This is a genomic window from Deltaproteobacteria bacterium PRO3 (assembly GCA_030263375.1).
Classification (GTDB): Bacteria; UBA10199; UBA10199; order DSSB01; family DSSB01; genus DSSB01.
In genome coordinates, this window is the sequence record SZOV01000003.1 from 41,152 (window position 1) to 63,228 (window position 22,077).

Annotated in this window: 20 protein-coding genes and 1 riboswitch; all 20 genes read right to left on the bottom strand. The window is 64.0% G+C overall.

Translation table 11 applies throughout. The features are described from left to right. Positions 1-19 precede the first annotated feature (19 nt). Positions 20-496: a hemerythrin domain-containing protein gene (locus FBR05_01065; protein MDL1870776.1), complete on the bottom strand. Its 477-nt coding sequence runs from the start codon at positions 494-496 to the stop codon at positions 20-22. Positions 497-507: 11 nt separating this feature from the next. Further along, a complete protein-coding gene (locus tag FBR05_01070; GenBank protein ID MDL1870777.1) occupies positions 508-1,260 on the bottom strand; it encodes a sulfite exporter TauE/SafE family protein in 753 nt (250 codons plus the stop codon). Then, positions 1,260-2,165, bottom strand: coding sequence for a bifunctional molybdenum cofactor biosynthesis protein MoaC/MoaB (locus FBR05_01075; GenBank protein MDL1870778.1), 906 nt, complete (start codon positions 2,163-2,165; stop codon positions 1,260-1,262). Before FBR05_01075 ends, FBR05_01070 begins: the two co-directional genes overlap by 1 nt. A 14-nt stretch (positions 2,166-2,179) precedes the next feature. Further along, complete coding sequence (moaA, locus tag FBR05_01080; GenBank protein ID MDL1870779.1) at positions 2,180-3,163, bottom strand: GTP 3',8-cyclase MoaA; 984 nt, start codon at positions 3,161-3,163, stop codon at positions 2,180-2,182. Beyond that, entirely contained in the window at positions 3,153-3,734 is a 582-nt protein-coding gene (locus FBR05_01085) for a molybdenum cofactor guanylyltransferase (protein ID MDL1870780.1), read from the bottom strand. The genes moaA and FBR05_01085 overlap by 11 nt, the downstream gene beginning before the upstream one ends. After that, positions 3,726-3,867: riboswitch (molybdenum cofactor riboswitch) on the bottom strand. It overlaps the preceding gene by 9 nt. Then, positions 3,861-4,037, bottom strand: a complete 177-nt coding sequence (locus FBR05_01090) for a twin-arginine translocase TatA/TatE family subunit (GenBank protein ID MDL1870781.1) — start codon at positions 4,035-4,037, stop codon at positions 3,861-3,863. It overlaps the preceding riboswitch by 7 nt. Positions 4,038-4,142: 105 nt before the next feature. Further along, positions 4,143-4,787 (bottom strand): hemerythrin domain-containing protein, encoded by a 645-nt coding sequence (locus FBR05_01095; GenBank protein MDL1870782.1) that lies wholly within the window; start codon positions 4,785-4,787, stop codon positions 4,143-4,145. An 8-nt stretch (positions 4,788-4,795) separates the two neighbouring features. After that, a complete protein-coding gene (locus FBR05_01100) occupies positions 4,796-5,965 on the bottom strand; it encodes a hypothetical protein (GenBank protein ID MDL1870783.1) in 1,170 nt (389 codons plus the stop codon). Beyond that, entirely contained in the window at positions 5,962-6,507 is a 546-nt protein-coding gene (locus FBR05_01105; protein ID MDL1870784.1) for a cytochrome c, read from the bottom strand. Before FBR05_01105 ends, FBR05_01100 begins: the two co-directional genes overlap by 4 nt. Before the next feature lie 98 nt (positions 6,508-6,605). Then, the gene (locus FBR05_01110) at positions 6,606-7,130 is read right to left on the bottom strand and encodes a DUF3341 domain-containing protein (GenBank protein ID MDL1870785.1); all 525 of its coding nucleotides are present in this window, start codon (positions 7,128-7,130) and stop codon (positions 6,606-6,608) included. Continuing rightward, positions 7,123-8,508, bottom strand: coding sequence for a hydrogenase (locus FBR05_01115; protein ID MDL1870786.1), 1,386 nt, complete (start codon positions 8,506-8,508; stop codon positions 7,123-7,125). Before FBR05_01115 ends, FBR05_01110 begins: the two co-directional genes overlap by 8 nt. 3 nt (positions 8,509-8,511) lie before the next feature. Further along, positions 8,512-11,478: a 4Fe-4S dicluster domain-containing protein gene (locus FBR05_01120; protein MDL1870787.1), complete on the bottom strand. Its 2,967-nt coding sequence runs from the start codon at positions 11,476-11,478 to the stop codon at positions 8,512-8,514. A 7-nt stretch (positions 11,479-11,485) separates the two neighbouring features. Further along, positions 11,486-12,001, bottom strand: coding sequence for a cytochrome C (locus FBR05_01125; GenBank protein MDL1870788.1), 516 nt, complete (start codon positions 11,999-12,001; stop codon positions 11,486-11,488). 113 nt (positions 12,002-12,114) lie between these two features. After that, positions 12,115-13,488, bottom strand: coding sequence for a NarK/NasA family nitrate transporter (locus FBR05_01130; GenBank protein MDL1870789.1), 1,374 nt, complete (start codon positions 13,486-13,488; stop codon positions 12,115-12,117). A gap of 24 nt (positions 13,489-13,512) precedes the next feature. Then, a complete protein-coding gene (locus FBR05_01135) occupies positions 13,513-14,775 on the bottom strand; it encodes a NarK/NasA family nitrate transporter (GenBank protein ID MDL1870790.1) in 1,263 nt (420 codons plus the stop codon). Positions 14,776-14,809: 34 nt separating this feature from the next. Next, complete coding sequence (gene narI / locus FBR05_01140) at positions 14,810-15,499, bottom strand: respiratory nitrate reductase subunit gamma (GenBank protein ID MDL1870791.1); 690 nt, start codon at positions 15,497-15,499, stop codon at positions 14,810-14,812. Beyond that, on the bottom strand, positions 15,496-16,053 hold the full coding sequence (locus tag FBR05_01145; protein ID MDL1870792.1) for a hypothetical protein: 558 nt from the start codon (positions 16,051-16,053) through the stop codon (positions 15,496-15,498). Before FBR05_01145 ends, narI begins: the two co-directional genes overlap by 4 nt. 2 nt (positions 16,054-16,055) lie before the next feature. Beyond that, positions 16,056-17,546, bottom strand: a complete 1,491-nt coding sequence (narH, locus tag FBR05_01150) for a nitrate reductase subunit beta (protein ID MDL1870793.1) — start codon at positions 17,544-17,546, stop codon at positions 16,056-16,058. Positions 17,547-17,553: 7 nt separating this feature from the next. Continuing rightward, on the bottom strand, positions 17,554-21,159 hold the full coding sequence (locus FBR05_01155; protein ID MDL1870794.1) for a nitrate reductase subunit alpha: 3,606 nt from the start codon (positions 21,157-21,159) through the stop codon (positions 17,554-17,556). Beyond that, on the bottom strand, positions 21,156-22,076 hold the full coding sequence (locus FBR05_01160; GenBank protein ID MDL1870795.1) for a cytochrome c: 921 nt from the start codon (positions 22,074-22,076) through the stop codon (positions 21,156-21,158). The genes FBR05_01155 and FBR05_01160 overlap by 4 nt, the downstream gene beginning before the upstream one ends. Position 22,077: the final 1 nt, after the last annotated feature.

The window sequence follows — 22,077 nt, forward strand, 5'->3', positions numbered from 1 at the left end:
GCCTCGCTCCGATCGCGGTTCACCCGCAACTGCAACACTCGTGGGCCGGGGCCGAGGCCCCCGCCTGCACCTCGGCAAGGATCCTCGCGCGAACCTCCGGCGCGACCATGCGGTCGATCGCGGGATACAGGACCTGCTCTTCCTTCACGTTGTGCTGTCCCAGCACCGAGAGCAGCCTCGCCTCCTCCGCATCGCTGTTCGGGTCCTGGACGCGGACCTTTTGGTGGATCTCTTCCAGGCACTGGTGGATCTGCCGGTGCTCCATCCGCATCACGGCGGTCGGCCCCACGTCCCGCATGCCGGTGGCCTGTTCGAAGGCGGGAAACAGCAGCTCCTCCTCCCAGACGATGTGCCGCTGCAGGCCGGTGAGGAATTCCTTGAAGGCCCGCTTGGCCGCCGGAAAATCCGATCGCTTGCCTGTTTGGAACTGTCCGAACAAGGCGTCGAGGCGATCGTGATCGCGTTCGAAAAATTGGGTGATGTTGCGTTCCTCCATGACGGGCTCCTTCAGAATAGGCCCCACAAGAGGCGACCGGAGACCGAGAGGATCAGGGCCGCGGTCACGCGCTGCAGGGTGAGTTTGGAAATCTTCCCGGCGCCGAGCCGGCTGCCGATCTGTCCGCCCAGGAACACCGCGGCCATCAGGGGCAGGGCCAGGCCCCAATCTAAATCCTGGCCGGATTTGGCAAACTGTCCGAAGAGGCCGGAGACCGAATTGACCAGGATGAAGAAGGCGGCGGCCGCGGCCGCCTCGCGGCTGTGGCTCCAGCCCAAGAAATAAAGGACGGGAGAAAGAAAGATGCCGCCGCCGATCCCGACCAGGCCCGAGAGCAGGCCCAGCGCGGCCCCGATCGGAAGCCCCAGGGCCCAGGCCCTTCCCCAAGAGGGCTCCCGCCGGACGGTGAAGGAGCGCTCGGAGAGCAGCATGCGCAGGCCCGCGGCGAGCAGGCTCAAGGCCAAGAGCCAAAGGAAGAGCGTCTTGCCGAGGGGGATCCGCCCCCCGAGGTAGGCCATGGGGATGGAGGTGAGGACGAAGGGCAGGACCTTCTTCGGCGAAAAATACCCGGCGCGCAGGAAGACCCAAAAGCCACCTCCCGCCACCACGAGGTTGCAGAGCAAGGCCACCTTCGGCATCGCCTCGTAGGGAAAGGCGAACAAGGCCAGGAGCGCCAGATAGGTCGAGCCTCCCGCGAAGCCCGCCGTGGCATAGACCATGGCGGTCAGGAAGAACAGGGGCAACAGAAAGGAGAGCAGCTCCATCAATGCCCTCCCCCGCGCATCATGTTGAAGGCGTGCAGGACGTTGGGAAACAGCGCGGCGATCGACTCCTTCACGCCGTTGGACGACCCGGGCAACGTCAGCAGCAGCGTCTTGCCGCGCTGGGCGGCGAGGCCGCGGGAGAGCATGGCGTAGGGCGTACGGCGCTGGCCGTAGACCCGCATCGCCTCGCCGATGCCGGGGATCTCGCGCTCGGCGATCTCCCGAACCACCTCCGCCGTGACGTCGCGGGGCCCCAGGCCCGTCCCGCCGGTGCTTAAGACCAGGTCGAGCCCCCGCTCGACGTATTCCAACAGCCTCGCCCGGATCTTGTCCCGGTCGTCGGGGATCACCTCGTAGCTCAAGACCTCGACCGGAAACTTCGCCATCGCCTCGCAGATCCGCTTGCCCGACTTGTCGCCCTTCTTGCCCGCGGAGACGCTGTCGGAGGTCACCAGGACCGCGGCCTTCAGCGGGACGGGGAAGCTCTCGACGAAATCGCTCTTTCCGCCCCGCTTCTCCAAGAGGCGGGTCTCGCCGAGCGTGACGTCCTTGTCGATGCCCTTGACCATGTCGTAGACCGTCAGGGCCGCGACGGCCGCGGCGGTCAGGGCCTCCATCTCGACGCCGGTGCGGCCGATGGCCACAACCTCCGCGCGGACGGCGATGCGGCCCTCCCCTTTTTCGAAATGGATCGCCACCTTGTCCAAGGCGAGGGGATGGCAGTATGGGATCAATTCGGGCGTCTTTTTGGCCGCAAGGACGCCCGCGGCCCGCGCCACGACGAGGACCTCGCCCTTCGGGGTCTCGCCGCGCCAAGCCCGCTCGATGGTTTCCTGCCTGGCGCGGACTTCCGTCGCCGCGATCGCGCTGCGCAGGGTCTCGATCTTTTCGGAGATGTCGATCATCGCTCTTTCCTTTCCTAGCCGCCGATCCCGTACATGCCGGCGGTAGCGTTGCATGCCGGCCGGCGGAAGCCGCCGTGATCCGGGCGCTTGATTTGGATCATGCGGAGGATCTTGGCCTCGAGATCCGCCTCGCGGACGCCGGGCCGCCGCAGCAGGTCCAGCAGGGATTCGGATTCGTCATAGGCCAGGCAATCTTGTAGGCGCCCGTCCGACGAAAGCCGGACGCGGTTGCATTTTTCGCAGAAGGGCTCGGAGACCGCGTGGATGAAACCCACCACCGCGTTGAGCTCGAAGACCTTGTAGTACTCCGCCGGCCCGCGGCCGAGGCGTTTGCCGTAAGGAAGCAGGCGGTATTTTTCCTCGAGTCTCTCCCGAACCCAGGAGCTGGGCAGGAAGCGATCGGACATTTCCAGGCCCGGGCCGATCGGCATCAGCTCGATCCAACGCAGGATCAAGCCTTCCTGGGCGGCGAAGCGCAGCATCGCCTCGACCTCCGAGTCGTTCCAGCCCTTGAGGAGGACGGCGTTGAGCTTGAGCGGAGAAAAACCCGCTTCCTTGGCGGCGCGCAGGCCCGCGAGGACCTCCTCCAAGCGACCCCAGCGGGTGATCCGGCGGAATTTCTCGGGGTCCAGGGTGTCAAGGTGGACGTTGACGCGATCTAAGCCGGCGCGCCGCAACGCCGCCGCCTGGGCGGCCAGGTGGACGCCGTTGGTGGTGAGGGAGAGCTCCTCGATGCCGGGGACGGCGCGCAGCATTTCGATCAGGCGAGGGAGATCCTTGCGCAGCAAGGGCTCGCCGCCGGTGAGGCGGACGCCCTTGACGCCTTGGCGGGCGAAGGCCGCGACCACCCGGGCGATCTCCTCGAAGCTGAGGATGTCCGCGCGCTCCCGCTTCACCGCGCCCTCGAGCGGCATGCAGTAGCGGCAGCGCAGGTTGCAGAGATCCGTCACCGAGAGGCGCAGGTATTCGATCTTCCGCCGGTAGCCGTCACAGAGCATGGCGCCCCTCCAGCCGTCTCAGATCCTCGGGCGTGTTGACGTTGGCGGCGCTCTCGCCCGCCATGGGCACCCAGCGCAGGTCCTCGAGCCCGGCGCAAAAATCGCGCATCGCGAAGACGCCGCGCTCCAAGGACGCGCGGATTTGCGGGATCAGGGACCTCGCGTAGAGGGCCATCAGGTATTCCCGCCCTCCCGGGTGAAAGGGCACGGCGGCGGCATGGCCGAGACCCGCCGCGACCACGCCGCGGATCGCCTCGGGATTCAGCAGGGGCATGTCGCAGGCGGCGACGAAGGCGTAGGGCGTCTCGATCTTTTGCAGGGCGCTGAGGATCCCGCCCAGCGGCCCCAGGTAAGGCGCCTCGTCGCGCAGCAGCTCGGCGGGCAGGAACTCGTATTCCTCGGGCGTATTGGTGGCGACCAGGATCTTGGGAAAGACCGCGCGCAGCGCGGCCAGGACTCGCTCGATCAGGCGTTGGTCTTGGAATTCCGCCAGGGCCTTGTTGCGGCCGAAGCGCCGGGATCTCCCGCCCGCGAGCAGGACCCCCGTGACTTCGGGATAGATGGGGTTCACGTCTCGTATCCTTTCCAATTCAGCCCCTCGCCGTCGAGGGACCTCGGGAGGCGGGGCCGTTTCCAACCCCACCCTGTCCGCGGCGCCTTATCCCGAAGGACTTAGGCGCGACGGATCGGAATTGTTTCATCCCTTGAGCTGTTGCTTGGCGTCCTCGACGTCGCGTTGGACGTCCTTCACTTCTTTCCTGAAGTTCTTGAAAAACTCGCCGATGCCGCGGCCCAAGCCGGGCAGCTTCGAGGGACCGAAGATCAGGAAGACGACCAAGACCAGCGCTGTAATTTCTCCGGGACCGAGGCTCATACTTTTATCCTCTTGAGATATTTATAGAGGAAACGAGCGCAGCCCCCTATGACCCCTGGCAGCAGGGCATATGATCTGGATCAGGCGCTTAACTATTTAATTTTATTAGATTTCTTCCATCATCCGGGCGATGACGCGCCACTCGTCCGCCGAGATCAGCTGTTGGGCGAGCGGGAAGATCACGGTGTTTTCCTTGTAGATGTGCAGACGCATCGTCTCCACGATTTCTTGGCCGAGATGAAAGGCGTGCTCGAGCAGGACCTGCCGCGACTTCGCATCCTCCAGGCGCGGGGCGAGGCCGAGCAGGTTGAAGACGAGGCAAGTCGATTGGCCGACCTTCAGGTGATCGTCCTCCATCACCTCGACGGGCGTGACGGGCTTGCCGCTGGGGCTGTGCTCGCCCGTCGCGAGGAATTTTTCTCGCAGGAAGGGGAAGAGGCACTTCTCCTCCTTGCGGTGATGCGCCAGGACGCTCTCGTCCTGAAACTGGAAGAAGCGCTTCAGGCCGGCGGAGATCTCCGGGTTGAAGCGCCACTCGTTTTGCTTCAGCGCCAGGAGGGACTGCTCGAAGACGTTGAGGACCTTTTCGTATTCCCGATGCTCCGCGACGAAGGCGCGGAGCGGCGCGACCAGGGATTCCTCCGGGATCTGCTCGACGGAGCTCGAGCGCGCCTCGGGCGGCTCCATGGGGCTGCAGGGGCTTTGCTCGACGCCGTGCTCGACGAAACGCTTGATGGGCTCTTGCGACATACAGGCTCCTACTGGTGCAGGTGAAAGCTCTCTTGGAGATAGGGATCGTTCCTCGGGATCAAGGGCGCCCGCTCCAAGGCCTTGCCGGTAACGAAGGCGAACAAGGCGGCGAAGCCCAGACCCGAGAGGATCTCCATCCAGCCGATGCTTCGGGCCTTGAGGACATTAGGCGCGACCAAGAGGAAAATATCCAGCCAAAAACCGATGAGGAGGACGACGCAGACCCGCTTCAGGACCGCCGCGCTACGCTTGGCGGCGCGCGGCAGCAGGATGAGGAAGGGGATCAGCCAGTTGAGGGCGAAATTCAGGGCGAAGAGCCAGAGCCAATCGGGATCCGTCCGCACCCAGAAATAGGCCGTCTCCTCGGGGATGTTCGAATACCAGATCAGCAGGTATTGCGAGACCCAGATGTAGGCCCAGAAGCAGCTGAAGGCGAAGATCATCTTCCCCAAGTCGTGCAGGTGGTTCTCGTTGAGCAACCGACCGAAATAGCCCCGCTCCTGGAGCAGGATGACTAGGAAGGCAATCGCCGCCAAACCGTGCAGGAAGAGGCTGGAGAAGGTATAGACCGAGTAGATCGTGCTGTACCAGTGCGGCTCCAGCGACATCAGCCAGTCGTAGCTCGCCATCGCGAAGGTCAAGGCGAAGACCAAGATGAAGAGCGCCGAGACGCGGATGCTGCGCCGGTGGAGCGAGAGGTCCGGGTTCGCGTCCTGCCGCAGGGAATAACGGCGCAATAAATAGGTCAGCAGGATCCAGAGGCCGAAATACGCGACCATGCGCCCGAAGAAGAAGGGCACGTTCAGGTAGGGCTCTTTGTGTCGCAGGAGCGGGTCGTGCAAGACGGCGTCGTGATGCGACCAATGGTAGAGCGAGTGCATCCCGAAGACCAGCGTCAGCATGAGTAGGAGGGCCACCGGGAGAAAGCGCGTCATCGCCTCGGGGACGCGCTTGAAGTTGGAGGCCCAGCCGGCGTTGGTCACGTAGAGGATGGCCAGGAAAAAGGCGGCCGCCAAGGCCAGCGACGTGTAGTAAAAATTGTTGATCAGGAGGTTCGCCCACATCCGCGCCGGATCCAAGAAGGCGCCCGCGGCCAGGGCGGCGAAGCCCGCGGCCATCAGGACATAGCTCCAACGCTTGTAAACGGGCGCAAAGGTGAAACTCGGCTTGATCTTCATGGGGCCCTCCCTCCCGAGGGAAGCGATTCGGCGGCCGGGGACGGGGCCGGCGCGGACGGGGCGGATTCCGCCGCGGGCTTAGTCTCCGCTCCGGGTGTCAGGCCCTGCAGCTTGCGCAGGTAAAAGACCAGCTTCCAGCGATCCTCCGGCCTAATCTGGCTCGCGTAGGCGGCCATCTCGCCGGACCCCACGGTGACGATGTGAAAGAGCCGCCCGTCGGGATACTGCATCAAGGTCTTCCCGGTCAGGGACGGCGGGTTCGGGTACTTCGGGATCAGCGGGCCGTCCCCCTGCCCCGTCTCGCCGTGGCAGATCAGACAAAAGTTGCGATACACCTTCTCCCCGCGCGCCAGGGCCTCCGGCGTGAAGGGGACCGGATTCTTCAGCTCTACCCCGGCCCGCTGGGCGTCCTCCGGCGTCGCGCCGTAGGGATAGGGCATAAAGCCGCGCGGCACGGTGCCCGCCGGCGGCGCCTGCAGGGTCTTGCCGTCCTTGAAGTTGGGGTTCGGCGCGAAGGCGTCGTAGGGCACCGAGCGCACCATCTCGGGCAGGAACTCGTAGCCCGGCTGCTTGGGGCTCGAGTCGCAGGCCGCCAAGGCCAGGAGGGCCGAAGCCAAAAAGCCGCGGATCAGGGCGCGCCTCAACACAGGACCTCCTTGCTCTCCACCGCGAAGGCGCCGAGCTCGCCCAGCAGGCGCCGGGCCTGCGGCTCATCCAGCGAGGCGTCGCGCTGCTCCAAGACGAGGGCGAAGGTGTCGTTGGTGACGCGCGGGTGAAAGACCCTCGCCCTCGATCCGGGAAACAGCCTGGAACGGAGGAAAAAAGCAAAGACGGTGCTCAGGGCCCCTAACAGGACGGTGATCTCGAAGGCCACCGGGAGCCAGGCCAGGGTGGAGTTGTCGGGCTTGCCGCCGACGTTGATCGGCCAGTCCACCACCGAGGTCCAATACTGGAAGGCCATGGCGAGGGCGAGACCCACGAAGCCCGCGACAAAGGTCACGTAAGGCAGCCGCGAGCGCCTCAGCCCCATCGCCTCGTCGATCCCGTGGATGGCGTAGGGGGAGTAGACGTCCTCGATCGCGAAGCCGCGCTCGCGCAGCGCCCGCACCGCGCCCAACAACGCGTCCTCTTCCTGAAAATGTCCCACCAGGTACTTCTTAAACATTCCGAATCACCTCTTCCCGCTTGTTCTGCGCGGACAGGACGATCTTCACCTCGTGGATCGCGATGCCCGGCAAAAACCGGATGAACAGGAGAAAACAGGTGAAGAACAGCCCGAAGGTCCCGAGGAAGGTCCCGACCTCGACGAAGGTGGGCTTGTACATGGCCCAGCTGGAGGGCAGGAAGTCGCGATGCAGCGAGGTGACGATGATGACGAAGCGCTCGAACCACATCCCGACGTTGACCAAGATCGAGAGGATGAACATGGGGACGATGCTGGTGCGGATCTTCTTGAACCAAAAGAGCTGCGGGACGACCAGGTTGCAGGTCATCATCGTCCAATAGGCCCAGGCGTAGGGGCCGGTGGCCCGGTTTTTAAAAGTGAACATCTCGTACGCGTTGCCGCTGTACCAGGCCATGAAGAATTCGGTGATGTAGGCGAAGCCGACGATCGAGCCGGTCGCGAGGATCACTTTGCACATGTTCTCGAGGTGGTGCATCGTGATGTAGTTCTCCCAGTGCATCACCCTGCGGGTGAGGATCAACAGGGTCAGCACCATCCCGAAGCCGGAGAAGACCGCGCCGACCACGAAGTAAGGCGGAAAGATCGTCGTGTGCCAGCCGGGAATGACCGAGGTCGCGAAGTCCATGCTGACGATGGTGTGCACCGAGACAACCAGCGGCGTAGCGAGACCGGCCAGGATGAGGGTGAGCGTCTCGTAACGCGCCCAGGTCCGGCTCGAGCCGTCCCAGCCGAGGCTGAAGACCGAGAAGAGCCACTTCTTGACCTTGTTCGTCGTCCGGTCCCGCAGCGTGGCGAGGTCGGGGATCATCCCGATGTACCAGAAGACCGCCGAGACGATGAAATAGGTGCTGATCGCGAAGACGTCCCAGAGCAGCGGGGAGCGGAAGTTCACCCACAGCGAGCCGCGCAGATTGGGATAAGGAAAGACCCAGAAGGCCAGCCAAGGCCGCCCCATGTGGATGACCGGGAAGACCGCCGCGCAGAGCACCGCAAAAATGGTCATCGCCTCCGCCGCGCGGTTGATCGAGGTGCGCCACTTCTGGCGGAACAGCAGCAGGATGGCGGAGATCAAGGTGCCCGCGTGGCCGATGCCGACCCAGAAGACGAAGTTGGTGATGTCGAAGGCCCAGCCGATCGTCTTATTGAGGCCCCAGACGCCGATCCCTTTCTTGATCTGGTAGCCCACCAAGGCGACGCCCATCAGCAAGGTCAGCAAGGAGAGCAGGAAGAGGAGCTTCCACCCGGCGCCGGCCTTCCGCTCCAGCGGACGACAGACGTCTTCGGTCACGTCCACCATCGATTTCTCTCCGGTGACCTGCGGGGGACGCAGCGGGCTTGAGACGGTCAATCGCGACATAGCCTATTCCTTGTTCCGCACCTTGGTGAGGTATCCCACCGCGGGGCGCACGTTCAATTCCTCCAACACCGCGTAGTAGCGCTCGTCCTTGAGCAGCTTCGAGATCTCGCTGTTCGGGTCGTTCAGGTCGCCGAACACGATGGCCTTGCCGGGGCAGGACTGCTGGCAGGCCATCTGGATCTCGCCGTCCTGGAGCGCCCTCCCCTCGTTCTTCGCCTGCAGCTTGCCCTCCTGGATGCGCTGGATGCACATCGAGCACTTCTCCATGACGCCGCGCGAGCGCACCGTGATGTCGGGATTTAAGGCCAGCTTGGCGACCTGGTCGTTGAGGTTGAAGTCGAACTCGGGGTTGTCGGCGTAGTCGAACCAGTTGAAGCGCCGCACCTTGTAGGGGCAGTTGTTGGCGCAGTAGCGGGTGCCGACGCAGCGGTTGTAGACCTGCTGGTTGAGGCCGTCGGAGCTGTGCACCGTCGCCAGGACGGGGCAGACGGTCTCGCAGGGGGCGTTGCCGCAGTGCTGGCACATCATCGGCTGGTGCAGGGTCTCGGGATTTTCCGCATCGCCGACGTAATAGCGGTCGATGCGGATCCAGCCCATCTCGCGCCGGCGCCAGACCTCCTCTGCGCCGACCACCGGGACGTTGTTCTCCACCTGGCAGCCGATCAGGCAGCCGGAGCAGCCGGTGCAGGCGTTGAGGTCGATGGCCATGCCCCAGCTGTGGGCGCCCTCTTTCCAGGCGGGCCACAGCGAGATCAGCTTGGGCCTATCCTCATTGCCGGCCCGCGGGTTTCTCTTGTACTCGTCGAAGCGGGTCTGGCGGACGATGGCGCGCCCCTCCATGCTGCCGTGGGTCTGCGTCGTCGCGACGCGCTGCGTGCGCCCCGTAGCGGCGAGCCGGACGCCCGAGATCGCGTAGCGAAAATACCCGTCCGCATAGCCGAGGACCGGGTAGGCGTCGGCACCCACGCCCTTCCCCACCTTTCCCGCCGCGCTGCGCCCGTAGCCCAGCGCCGCGCCGAGGGTCTTGGCCGGCATGCCGGGCTGGAGGAAGACGGGCAATTCCAAATTTCCCCGCTCGGTTTCCACCCGAACGACGTCCCCGTCCTTCCAGCCGCGCCGGGCCGCCTCGGCGGGCGCGATCTTCAGGACGTTGCCCCAGGTCACCTTCGTCACCGGGTCGGGCAATTCCTGCAGCCAGGGGTTGTTGGCCGCCGCGCCCTCGCGCAGGGCAATGGACTCGTAGACCTGCATTTGGAGGGCCTCGCCGCCGGCGGCGCGGAGCCGCGGATCCGCCAGGGCCGCGCGCGCGATCTCGACGGGGTTCTCCACGAGGGCTTTCGCCTGGGGATCCGATCCCGGCAGGCGAAATACCCCGTCATGGAGAGAAAAGTTCCAAAACTCCCGGAAGGAGAGAAATTTTGTCTGTCGGGGATAGAGCGTCTTTTCCCAATGGGCCTGGAGGTAACGGTAGAAATCCGGACCTAAGCCCAGCCAGCGCAGCAGGCTGTCCTGGAAGCCGCGGTTGTCGAAGAGCGGCGCGATCAAGGGCTGTGTCAGATGGAAGAGTCGCGCGCGGGGCTCGGCGTCGTTCCAGGCCTCGAGGAAGTGCAGGCCCGGCGCCTGGGCGCGGACCAGGGCGGCGGTCTCGTCGGGCGCGGGGCTGAAGGAGAGGGAGAGCGGGACCTTCTTCAAGGCCTCGCGGAATTCCGCGGCCAAAGGATTGTCGTAGGCGGGGTTCACGCCCTCGACCAGAAGAACCGCGACCTCCCCGCGCTGCATCGCCGCCACCAACTCGGCGAGTCCGGCCTCGTCGCCCTGCTTTTGGCGGGAGACACCGTCCAAATCGACGGTCTTGCCGATATTGCCGAGCAGGGCGTTGATCGCGTTGACCGCGGCCTGGACCAGGGGTTCGTTGGAGCCGCTGACCACCAGAGACTTCCCGCGATGGGCCCACAGATCCTTGGCGACTGCCTGGATTTTTTCCAGGGGCAAACCCTGCTTGGGAAATTCCGGCAGGGCCGCGCCGCCGGCCAGGGCCTGAACGGCCTCCAAGAGGGCCAAGGTCGCCCAGGACGTTTGGTCGGGCGCGATCGGGAGGCGCAGGTCCGCGTTGCTGCCGGTCAGGCTGAAATCGGACTCGATCTGCACATGGCGGGAGGGCGCGACGCCCGGCTTGAGCTTGCGGCGCGAGACGTACTGCCGCGTGAACTCCACCGGCGAGAGCCAGGCGCCCAGGAAGTCCGCCTGGATGCCGACGACGCGCTCGGCCAGGTCGAAGCGATAGGTCGGCAGGACCGCCGCGCCGAAGCTCTTGCGGTTGGCCTCGCGAATCGCCTTGGCCGAGACGGAGTCGTAGGCGACGTGACTCGATCCCGGAAATTTCTTCAGAAACTCCTCGATAAGCGCGAGGGTGGAGGGACCGTTGATCGTCCCTGTCAGGAGGACGGCCTTGCGCCCCTCCGCGCCGGCGGAGGCCAGGGCCGCGCGAACCCTGTCGTCCAGGGCGTCCCAGGCGATGGGGTTTCCGTCCCAGCGCGGGGCCTTCAGGCGCGCCCCGTCGTAGAGGGAGAGCAGGCTCGCCTGCCCCACCGCGCAGACGCCGCCCTGATTGAGCGGGGATTCGGGATTGCCCTCCACCTTGATCGGGCGACCGTCCCGGCTCTTGACCAAAAGGCCGCACCCGGCGCTGCAGCCCGCGCAGGTCGTGGCGTACCAATTGGCCACGCCCGGCGTCAGCTCCTCGGGCTTTTGCAAAAAGGGGATCGCCTTGTGAACCGGGGAACGGGTGCAGGCCGTCATCGCGACGGTGCCGAGTCCGAAGCCCATGAGCTTCAAGAAGTCGCGGCGCGAGGCGCTCCACTCGGGAAATTCGTCGGCGCTTTCCTCGCGCCAGGCCGGGTCCTCGCGCAGCTCCTCGAGGCTTTTCCAGGCCTTCTTCTCCGGGACCGGTTTTTTCGAGTCAGAGTTCATAAATCCTTTAGTAATGGCACTTGGCGCAGTCCATGCCGCCGACGAAGGCCTTCGGCATCTTCTCGCTCAGGAATTCGGCCGCCGCGGCCTTTTCGTGCCCGGGCGGCGGCGCAATGCCCTGCTGCCGGTGGCAATCGATGCACCAGCCCATCGTCAGCGGCTGGTCCTGGCGCATCCGCCCCATGGTTTCGACCGGGCCGTGGCAGCTGCGGCAGTCGACGCCCGCGTTCACGTGCTGGCTGTGGTTGAAGTAGACGAAGTCCGGGAGGTTGTGGACCTTCACCCACTCGATGGGCTTGTTCTCGGCCACCGCCTTGGCGATCTTCTGGATCTCGGGCGAATCCTTTTTGATCTTGTTGTGGCAGTTCAGGCAGACATTGGCCGGCGGGATGCCCGCGTGCCGGCCCTGCTCGGCTCCGAAGTGACAGTAGCGGCAGTCGATCTTGTTCTCGCCGACGTGGATCTTGTGGGAGAAGGCGATCGGCTGATCGGGCTCGTAGCCCTGGTTCACGCCCACCCGCATCCCGGCGCGGATCAGCCAAGCGACGAGCGTCGCGACGCCGACCAGCAATAGGACTGCGGCGAGCTTGGCGGCCGGGCTGGCCTTTGATTTTTGATCGTGCTCTCTCATGGTGCTTAACAGGGCTTCTCGCAGCCTTTCCGTCGGTAGAACCACCAGTTGATGGCGATGTTCAGCAGATAGAAGACCGCGACGCCGTAGAAGAATCCGTTCACCGAACCCGTTTTCGTCAGGACCTTCCCGATCAACAGCGAAAAGAGGAAGGGGCCATACGCGGCCACCGCCGCCGTCCAGCCCAACACCCCGCCCGCCTGGCGCGGCGGAAAGATCACCGGAATCTGCCGGAAGGTCGAGGCGTTCCCGATCCCCGAGAAAAGGAAGATCCCCAGCATGCAGAAGACGAACCACGGAAACTGCGCCATCGAGGTAGGCTGGGTGAAAAAGGTGACCGCGATGGAAAAGGCGAGCAATCCGATGCCGCTGAGCTGCGTGAAGATCGCACCGCCCCACTTATCGCTGGGCGGCCCCATCACGATGCGGATCGTCGATCCGATCAGGGGGCCGAGGAAGGCGTACTTCAAGGGATCCGGGGAATCCGGAAAATTCCCGTAGACCGACTTGATCAGGAGCGGAAAGGCCGCGGAAAAACCCGAGAAGGAACCGAAGGTCATGACGTAGAGCGAAGTCATCAACCAGGTATGTTTGTCCTTGAAGATGTCGGACTGCTCCCGGACGGAGGCGCGCACCGGAACGCTGCGCAGTAGGAACCAGGCCAGGAATCCGAGGACCACCAACAAGGGAACGTACCAGAAGGCCGCATTCTGCAGCCAAATCGGCTTGGTCACCGCGCCCTTGGTGAAGGTCTGCGGATCGCCGCCCAAAGCGCCCAGGGCCGCGAAGCCGATGATCCAGGGGGTGACAAACTGGGTGAGGCTGACGCCGAAATTGCCGATCCCCGCCTGGATGCCGAGCGCCGTGCCCTGAAGGCGCTTGGGGAAGAAGAGGCTGGTGCTGGGCATGTAGGAGGAAAAGTCCCCCCCGCCGAAGCCCGCCGAGAAGGCGAGGACCATGAAAATCCAGAACGGAGTCTCTGGATTCATGACGGCAAGACCGATCCCCACGCAGGGAATCAACTTCAGAAATGTCGAGACGGTAACCACCGCTCGCGTGCCGAAGATGGGAATGAGGAAGGTGTGGAGGATGCGCAGCGTCCCTCCCGCCAAGCCCGGCATCGCGGCCAGCCAGAAGAGCTGCATGGTGTCGAACTTGAACCCGATATTGGGCATTCGCACCACGATCGCGCTCATCATGAACCAGGAGGCGAAGGAAAGAACCAGACAAAGCGTGGTAATGGTAAGGGTCCGCCAAGCGATGGCCTTGCCCTGACCCTCCCAAAAACCGAGGTCTTCCGGCTTCCATTCCTTCAGCCAGGATTTGCCTCGGTTCGCGGGGAGGCCCGCGTCGGGGGGAACTGCGGCCGATGATTTCATGGAGGTAGACGTCATAAAGCTCCTTTAAGAATTCACACGCCTCAGTTCCGTAACTCCGGAGGAGATCTTCGCCTCTGAAGTATCCAGCGCCTTGCCGCCCTCTCCCACCCAAGTCTTGGTCCACGATTTACTGAAGATGGCCAAGGCGGCGATGCCCATCACCGCCAACAGGCTCCCGCTGAGAAAACCCGGCGTGAAGCTGCCCACATATTCCTTGCCGATGCCCATCGCATTGGGCAGAAATCCGCCGCCGAGGGCGCCGATCTCGCCGATCAGGCTGCCCGCCACCGCCGTCATGGTGGCGAAACGCAAGGGCACCAGCTGGAAGACCGCGCCGTTGCCCGCGCCCATCGCCGAGAAGCAGACGATCATGATGGCGACCATCACCCAAGGGTTCGCGGGCAAGAAGGCCGCGGCCACCGTGGAGCCGAGAATGATGACAAAGACGGTGCGCAACATCCGGATCCCGCCCATATGGTCGGCCATCCAGCCGCCCGCGATGCGCAGGACGCTGGCCGCGACGATGATGGCGGCGCTGTATTTCCCGATGCTCTGTTTGGCGATGCCGTATTGGTCGTGGAACAGAGTCGGCAAGAAACTGGTCAGGCCGATGTAGCCGCCGAAGGTGACGATGTAGAGCAGGTTGAAGACCCAGGCATCGCGATCGACGAGGATTTTCAGGTAGTCCTTCAGGTTTTCCCGTTTTTGATCCGGCGGTTCCTTGGCGAAGACGGCCAATAGGATCATCGCAAGCAAAATCGGAAAAATGGACAGGCCGTAGACCGCCCGCCAGCCGAAGGCCTTGGCCAGAGGGGGAGCGAAGAGCACCGCCAGCACCGCACCGCTGTTGCCGGCGCCGGCGATACCCATGGCGAGGCCCTTGAACTTGGGCGGATACCAGCCCGAGCCCAGCGAGAGGGCGACGCCGAAGCTGGCCCCCGCCACGCCCAACACGACGCCCATGGCCAGCACGGAACCGTAGCTGCCGGTGAAAAAATATCCGATGCCTAGGCCCACGATGATCAGGCCCATCTCGATCTGCGCCGCGGTCTTGCGCCCGATGTATTGGGAAAGCAGGCCCATCGGAAAGCGCATCAGGGCGCCGGCCATGACGGGCACGGAGACCATGAAGCCCTTCTGCGCGGGCGAAAGGCCGAACTCTTCGCTGATAAAAGGAGCCATGGCGCCGTTCAGCACCCACACGGCGAAGCAGAAGTCGAAATACAACAAGGCGGTGAGCAAGGTGCCGGGATGGCCGGATTTCCAAAATTCTTTAAACCGTTCCATATCCTCTCTCCATTTCCATCCAAAAATTTGTCCCCTAGCCCGCCCGCCGAATCTTCTTCCGGTCGTAGTTCCAAACCACGATCTGGTAGGAACGCCACAGGTACGAGACCGGCACGACCAGGAAGTGGATCAGGCGGGTGAAGGGCAAAATGGCGACGATCAAAAAGGCGGTGAAGACGTGGACCTTGACCAGGGTCGGCATCCCCGCGACGAACTCGACGTTGGGGTTGAGCGTGAAGAGGCCCCGCAGATAAGGCACCAGGGCGGAGGCGTACCAGCTCGAGCCCCAGCGGTAGCCGATCGCCACCGCCACGCCCGAGGCGACCTGCACCAGCAGGACCGCCAGCACCAGGACGTCGACCTTCGAGGTCACCTGGCGGATCCGCGGGTCGCTGATCCGCCGGACGATCAGCAGGACGATGCCGACCAGGGCCAGCAGGCCGAAGGTCAGACCCGTGACCTCGAGGATCAGCAGCCGGATCGGAACGGAGTTCCAGAGCAGGACCTCGCGCGGGAAGAGCAGCCCAATCAGGTGCCCGAGCAGGACGGCGAGGATGCCGTAGTGCCATGGCACCGAGCCCCAGAACAGCTTCTTGCTCTCCAGGAATTCGGAAGAAAGGCTGGTGAACTCGTGGCGCCGGAAGATGTAGCGCCAGACGGAGACGACCACTTCCAACGCGATCGCGACATAAGGGAAGACGACGAAGAGCAGGTAATTTTTCATGACAGGGCTCCTTCCCGGCGCTCGGGCCCGCAGGCCTCGGCGGGAAAATCCTTGCGCAGGACGCCTTGCAGCGCCTGCAGGGCCCCGCCGTAGACGTTCCCCTTCTCCTTGAAACCCGGCAGCATCTTCTCGAGGGCGGGCTCCACGAAGACGCGGCTCAACTCGCCGGCCAACTCGCTCGCCTGAATCTTGGCGAGAAGCCGCAGCAGGTTGGGGAGGTGGTCGGCCAGCTCGGTCCCGCAGCGGTTCTCCGCCTTTTCATGCTCGCGGTTGAGATGGACCAGCAGCTCGCCGCGCTTGTAGTCCTCGCCGAATAGGACGTAGCCGACGTCCAGGTAGCAGACCGGGTGGATCTCGAAGGTGTGGGTGTAGAGCTCCTGGAGCCGCTGTTCGGAGGATTCGCGGACGAAGTCGCGGAGCGGGGCGAGGGCCTCGCCCGCTTCCGGATAGGCGGCCGCGACCTCGGTCAAGGCCGTCTCGATCTCGGCGCGGTCGCCCGTCCAGGGATAGCTGAGGATGCGGGCGAAGCTTTCATAGGGGTGTCTCTGGGCCATGACTATAACCCCCTCCCCACGGCCATCCGGAAGCCGAAGCCGCCGGTGCCCTTCTTCTCGAACTCGGTGTCGAGCATCACGACCGCCTCCTCGCGATGGCTGGGCGGGATGACGAAACGCTCCTCAAAATTGGCCAGCGAGGTCAGCCTGTAGATCGCCTCCGCTTCCTCGGGACTGGTGCCCGTCTCCTTGAGGGCCTTCTGCACGGCCTCGGCCCCGAGGTCGCCGACCGTCTCCTCGCGGCGGTAGAGGCGCACCGCCATCATCTTCTTCAAGACCTCGCGGATCTGGCCCTCGTTGCCGGCCGTGAAGAGGGAGGCCAGGTATTGGATGGGCAGCCGCGCCTGCTCGATGTCGGTGAAAAGCCCCTCGGTGAGGCTCTCGTAGACCCCCTCCTCGCTCATCCCCATGATCGGGAGCAGCGGCGGGACATAGAAGAGCATGGGCAGGGTGCGATATTCGGGGTGGAGGGGCAACGCGAGGCCCCATTCCTTCACGAAGCGGTAGACCGGCGAGCGCTGGGCGTACTCGATGACCGAATCGTGGATGCCGTTCTTCCGCGCCTCGGCGATCACCTTGGGATCCTTGGGATCGAGAATAATCTCGCGGGAGAGATCCAGCAGCTTCGACTCGTCGGCCGAGGCGAATTGGTGGATCAGGTCCGCGTCGTAGAGCATCATCCCCAGGTAGCGGATGCGTCCGACGCAGGAGTGCATGCAGGCGGGCGCCTGCCCCGTCTCGAGGCGCGGGTAGCAGAGGATGCATTTTTCCGACTTGCCCGTGGACCAGTTGTAATAGGTCTTCTTGTAGGGGCAGGCGGTGACGCACATGCGCCAGGCGCGGCACTTCTTCTGGTTGATCAAGACCACGCCGTCCTCGCCCCGCTTGTAGATGGCCCCCGAGGGACAGGCCGCGAGGCAGGCGGGGTTGAGGCAGTGGTTGCAGATCCGCGGCAGGTAGAACATGACCAGCTTCTCGACCTGGAAGAGGGCCTCCTGTTCGGCCTGCGAAAGGTTCTTGAAGTTGGGGTCTTTGCGCGCGTAATCCGGACTGCCGCTCAGGTCGTCGTCCCAGTTGGGACCGGCCTTGATCTCCATGAACTTCCCGGTCAAGAGCGAGACGGGCCGCGCCACCGGCTGGGTATCGCCTTCCGGCGAGTTGAACAGGTCCTCGTAGCGATAGGTCCAGGGCTCGTAGTAGTCGTCGATGGTCGGCAGGTTGGGGTTGTGGAAGATGTTCTTGAAGGCACGCAGCTTCCCCGCGCCTTTCAGCTCGATGGAGTTCCCCTTCTTGACCCAGCCGCCCTTGTAGTCCTCTTGGTTTTCCCAGGCGGTGGGATAGCCGGTGCCGGGCTTGGTCTCGACGTTGTTCCACCACATATATTCCGCGCCCTTGCGGTCCGTCCAAACGTTCTTGCAGGCGATGGAGCAGGTGTGGCAGCCGATGCATTTGTCCAGGTGAAATACGACCGATACTTGTGCGCGAACATCCATAATAACCCTACCAAACCAGGTCTTCGAGCTTGCGGACCATGACATAGGTGTCGCGGTTGCAGCCGGTGGGACCCCAATAATTGAAGTGATAGGTGAACTGGGCATAGCCGCCGACCATCAGGTTCGGCTTCAGCCGCACCCGGGTCAGGCTGTTATGACCGCCCGCCCGCTTGTACTCGCGCAGCGGCGAGCGCGGCACCGAGTAGGTGCGCTCCGGCGAGTGGTAGATGATGCACACGCCCTTCGGGATGCGCGCGCTCACGTTGGCGCGGGTCACCACCACGCCGTGGTCGTTGTGCACCTCCACGTAATCGTTGTCCTCGAGGCCCAGCTCCTTCGCGTCCTCCTCGCCGATCCAGAAGGGCTCGGTGCCGCGGGACAGGGTGAGCATGCGCAGGGTGTCGCCGTAGGTGGAGTGGATGTGCCACTTGCCGTGCGGGGTCAGGTAATTCAGGATCTTCGCCTTGCCCTGCTCCAGGCTCTTCTTCAGATCGCCGTAGGCCTCGGGGCGCGGCGAGGGCTTGTAGACCGGGAGGTTTTCGCCGAAGGCGATGTAGGCCGGGTGGTCCAGGTAGTAGCTGAGCCGGCCGGTGAGGGTGCGCCAGGGCACCTTCCGCTCGACGTTGTAGGTGTAGGCGGAATAGGCGCGGCCCCCGTCCATCAGTCCGGACCAGATCGGGCTGTTCAAGAGGCGGCGCGGCTGCGCGACTAGGTCGGAGAACTCGAGCCGCACGTCGCGGCTGTCCTCAGCCAAGTCGGTAAGCTTGAGGCCCACCCGCTCCTGGATGTTCTGGTAGGCGCGGTAGGCCAACTCGCCGTTGGTCTCGGGGGCAAAGAGCAGGACCAAGTTCGCCGCCTCGACGTCCCGCTCCAGGGAGGGATAGACCTTGCCGCCCCAGGCCTGGGTGGGATGGGTCTTCAGGACCTCTTCGTAGAGATCCTCCACCGGATACTTGACGCCGTGGGCGCCCAGCCCCGCCCGGACTAGAGGCCCGAGGGAGATGAATTTTTGGTAGATCTGCGTGTAGTCGCGCTCGACCACCGCGAACTTATACATGGTCTTGCCGGGAATCGGCTCGCACTCGCCCTTCCCCCAGTCCTTGATCTCCTTTTGCGCCAGCTCGTCGGGGCTGTCGTGGCTTAAGGGCTGGGTGACGATATCCTTGATCGGGTCCGGCAGGTGCTTCTTGGCCAACTCGCTCGTGACCTTGGCGATGCCTTTGAAAATGTCCCAATCGCTGCGCGACTCCCAGACCGGCGGGATCGCCGCGTTGAGCGGGTGGATATAGGAATGCATGTCGGTCGAGTTGAGGTCGCTCTTCTCGTACCAGGAGGCCGCCGGCAGGACGATGTCGGAGTAGAGCGCCGAGGTGTCCATCCGGAAGTTGAGGTCGACGATGAGGTCCATCTTCCCGAGCGGGGCGTTCTTGTGCCACTCCACCTCGCGCACCCGCCCCTCGGCGACTTCCTCCGCGATGGCATTGGTATGGGTGCCCAGGTAGTGCTTGAGGAAGTATTCGTGGCCCTTGGCGCTGGACATGATCGCGTTGCCGCGCCAGATGTACCAGACGCGGGGCCAGCTGGCCTCGTGGTCGATGTCCTCGATCGCGTGGCGCAGTTTTTTACCCTTCAACTGCTCGAGGACGTAGGCCGAGATCTCCTCGGGGCCCTTCTTCCCGGCCCGCTCGGCGTCGCGACACAGCTCCAGATTGCTCTTGGTGTACTGCGGGTAGAAGGGCAGCCAGCCGCAGCGCACCGCCTGCACGTTGAAGTCCGCGGTGTGGCCCTGGGTGAAGGTGTTGTCCGGGCACTTGTGGTATTCCTTGAAATCGCCCTCATAGCGCCACTGGTCGGAATGCAGGTAGTGCCAGGAAGGCCCGTTCTGCAGCCGCGAGGGCCCGTGCCAGTCCTTGGCGAAGGCGATGGCGGCCCAGGATCCGACCGGGGCCAGCTTTTCCTGGCCGACGTAGTGGTTGAGCCCGCCCCCGTTGACGCCGATGCAGCCGCAGAGCATCAGGGCGTTGATCCCCGCGCGGTAGATCAGGTTGTTGTGGTACCAGTGGTTGATCCCGGCGCCGATGATGATCGAGCACTTGCCCTGGGTCTTCGCCGCGGTCTGGGCCCAGCTGCGGGCGAATTGCAGCACCGTATTCTTCCCGATGCCGGTGTACTGTTCCTGCCAGGCGGGCGTGTAGGCGCCGATCTCGTCGTAGTTTTTCGGATAGTCCCCTTCCAGGCCCCGCGAGACGCCGTACTGGCCGTTCATCAGGTCGAAGACGGTGGTCACCACGATGGGACCGTTTTCGCCCTGCAAGATCTTGGCGGGGACGCCGCGGATCGGTGTCTTGTCCTCGCCGAATTCATGGAAGGCGACTTGCGCCACCTGGTCCTGGCGGCCCAGCAGGCTGAGTAGCGGGTCGTAGGCCGCGTCGTTTTCGCCGTCTTTCGCCTCGAGGTTCCAATCGCCTGGTTTTTTTTGCCAACGGTGCCCAACGCTGCCCTTGGGCATGAAGGGCTCCGAGGTCTTCTCGTCGAGGACCAGGAATTTCCAGTCGCCAAGCTCGGCGTCGCGGTATTTCGCCAGGCGGTTCGCGCGGAGGAAGGCGCCCGGCTTGTAATGATCGCCCTCCTTCACCAGCTCGACCAAAAAAGGCAGGTCGCTGAACTTCTTCCCATAGTCGACGAAGTAAGGCGTGCTGCGGTCTTGGTAGTACTCCTGCAGGATCACGTGGCCGACCGACATCCAGAAGGCCCCGTCCTGACCGGGGTTGACGGGGATCCACTGGTCCGCGTACTTCGAGACCTGGCTGAAGTCGGGCGAGAAGACCACCATCTTGCTGCCGTTGTGCCGCGCCTCGGCGGCGAAGTGGCAGTCGGGGGTCCGGGTCATGTTGAGGTTGGCGCCCATGACGGCCAAGAACTTCGAGTTGTACCAGTCGGCGCTCTCGGCGACGTCGGTCTGCTCGCCGAACATTTCCGGCGAGGCCGGCGGGAGGTCGCAATACCAGTCGTAGAAGCTCAGGTTCACCCCACCCATCAGCTGGAGGAAGCGCGAGCCGGAGGCGTAGCTCAGCATCGACATCGCGGGGATCGGCGAGAAGCCGGTGATGCGGTCCGGCCCGTATTTTTTCACGGTGTAGATATTGGCCGCCGCGATGATCTCCTGCGCCTCGTCCCAGGCCAGGCGGCGGAAGCCGCCCTTCCCCCGCGCCCGCTGGAAGCGCGCCCGCGCCTCGGGGTTCGCCATAATCGATTCCCAGGCCTCGACGGGATCGCTGAACTTCGCCTTGGCCTCCTTCCACAGGTCGATCAGGGCGCCGCGGATGTAGGGGTACTTGACGCGGATGGGGCTGTATAAATACCAGGAAAAGGAGATCCCGCGCTGGCAGCCGCGCGGCTCGTAGGCGGGCAGCGACTTCTCGAGCGAGGGGTAGTCCAGGGCCTGCATCTCCCAGGTGACGATGCCTTCCTTGACGTGGATGTTCCAAGAGCAGCCGCCGGTGCAGTTGACGCCGTGGGTGCTGCGCACCACCTTGTCGTGCTGCCAGCGATTCCGGTAGAACTCCTCCCAGTCGCGGGTCTGCGGCGAAATCAAATCCTTGATCCAACTCATGACAAGCCTCCATGACTGGGTTTCGCGGTCTTTTTCCTGCGTTTTCGCCAGGACAGATCCATGAGGCCCAGGAACAGCACGCAGCCTCCGACGCCCAGGAAGACGAATTTTTTCTGAAAGCCGGTGGACTCCTGGCCCTGGCGGTCGGCTTGGTAGAGGAAGGCCTTCAAGGCGAAGGCCTCTTCGCCGGTCAGGGGCCTCGGCACGTAGATCTCGCGCATGATATTGAAGCCGGTCTTGCGCAAGGCCTTGGAGAGGCCCGCGTCTTCATAGCGCGAATAGACCTGGGTCAGGTCGAGGGCCAGGCTCCCTCCGCCCAGGGGGCCCAGCGAGCCGACGCTGTGGCAGGAGATGCAGGCGGGCCCGCCGTTGGCCAGGGGACGCGAGCCCAGGAACAGCTCCTGGCCGAGCTGGATATCCTGCGGGGTCGCGGCCGTGGCGGGCTTGTCGTCGATCGGCTTTTCCACCGGACCTCCCTGCTTAATGAAGGCCAGCAGCTGCTTCACCTCGTCGGGCGAGAGGTCGTGGTCGGGCATCTTCTTGCGCTTGAATTTCTCGAAGAGCTGGGTCGCGACGGGATCTCCGGCGCTGATCATGGACTGGGAGGATTGGATCATCTTGATGAGCCAGTCTTCCGGGCGCCGCTCGCCGATCCCCTTCAAATCCGGCCCCACGTCGTCGCCGCCGCCGACGGTGTGGCAGCTGCTGCATTTTTTCTCGTAGTATTCGGCGGGATCGAAGGCCGCGCGCAGCGTCGCCGCGTACAGGAGGGTCCCCAGGAATAAGGTCGCGAAGAGGAGCGAGATCCACCGATTGATCCTCTCGCACCGCAATAACGCTTCTCGATTCGAATCTTTCACGTTTCGTTTCCTCCGGGAAAATCTAAGGCTTTTCCCGATTTTCAAAAATGCGCCCACT

Bases quoted from the DNA above. Each gene is read 5' to 3' on its own strand.
- FBR05_01065 (MDL1870776.1), bottom strand. From the start codon at position 496: ATGGAGGAACGCAACATCACCCAATTTTTCGAACGCGATCACGATCGC.
- FBR05_01070 (MDL1870777.1), bottom strand. From the start codon at position 1,260: ATGGAGCTGCTCTCCTTTCTGTTGCCCCTGTTCTTCCTGACCGCCATG.
- FBR05_01075 (MDL1870778.1), bottom strand. From the start codon at position 2,165: ATGATCGACATCTCCGAAAAGATCGAGACCCTGCGCAGCGCGATCGCG.
- moaA (MDL1870779.1), bottom strand. From the start codon at position 3,163: ATGCTCTGTGACGGCTACCGGCGGAAGATCGAATACCTGCGCCTCTCG.
- FBR05_01090 (MDL1870781.1), bottom strand. From the start codon at position 4,037: ATGAGCCTCGGTCCCGGAGAAATTACAGCGCTGGTCTTGGTCGTCTTC.
- FBR05_01095 (MDL1870782.1), bottom strand. From the start codon at position 4,787: ATGTCGCAAGAGCCCATCAAGCGTTTCGTCGAGCACGGCGTCGAGCAA.
- FBR05_01100 (MDL1870783.1), bottom strand. From the start codon at position 5,965: ATGAAGATCAAGCCGAGTTTCACCTTTGCGCCCGTTTACAAGCGTTGG.
- FBR05_01105 (MDL1870784.1), bottom strand. From the start codon at position 6,507: ATGGTGCGCTCGGTGCCCTACGACGCCTTCGCGCCGAACCCCAACTTC.
- FBR05_01110 (MDL1870785.1), bottom strand. From the start codon at position 7,130: ATGTTTAAGAAGTACCTGGTGGGACATTTTCAGGAAGAGGACGCGTTG.
- FBR05_01115 (MDL1870786.1), bottom strand. From the start codon at position 8,508: ATGTCGCGATTGACCGTCTCAAGCCCGCTGCGTCCCCCGCAGGTCACC.
- FBR05_01120 (MDL1870787.1), bottom strand. From the start codon at position 11,478: ATGAACTCTGACTCGAAAAAACCGGTCCCGGAGAAGAAGGCCTGGAAA.
- FBR05_01125 (MDL1870788.1), bottom strand. From the start codon at position 12,001: ATGCGGGTGGGCGTGAACCAGGGCTACGAGCCCGATCAGCCGATCGCC.
- FBR05_01130 (MDL1870789.1), bottom strand. From the start codon at position 13,488: ATGAAATCATCGGCCGCAGTTCCCCCCGACGCGGGCCTCCCCGCGAAC.
- FBR05_01135 (MDL1870790.1), bottom strand. From the start codon at position 14,775: ATGGAACGGTTTAAAGAATTTTGGAAATCCGGCCATCCCGGCACCTTG.
- narI (MDL1870791.1), bottom strand. From the start codon at position 15,499: ATGAAAAATTACCTGCTCTTCGTCGTCTTCCCTTATGTCGCGATCGCG.
- FBR05_01145 (MDL1870792.1), bottom strand. From the start codon at position 16,053: ATGGCCCAGAGACACCCCTATGAAAGCTTCGCCCGCATCCTCAGCTAT.
- narH (MDL1870793.1), bottom strand. From the start codon at position 17,546: ATGGATGTTCGCGCACAAGTATCGGTCGTATTTCACCTGGACAAATGC.
- FBR05_01155 (MDL1870794.1), bottom strand. From the start codon at position 21,159: ATGAGTTGGATCAAGGATTTGATTTCGCCGCAGACCCGCGACTGGGAG.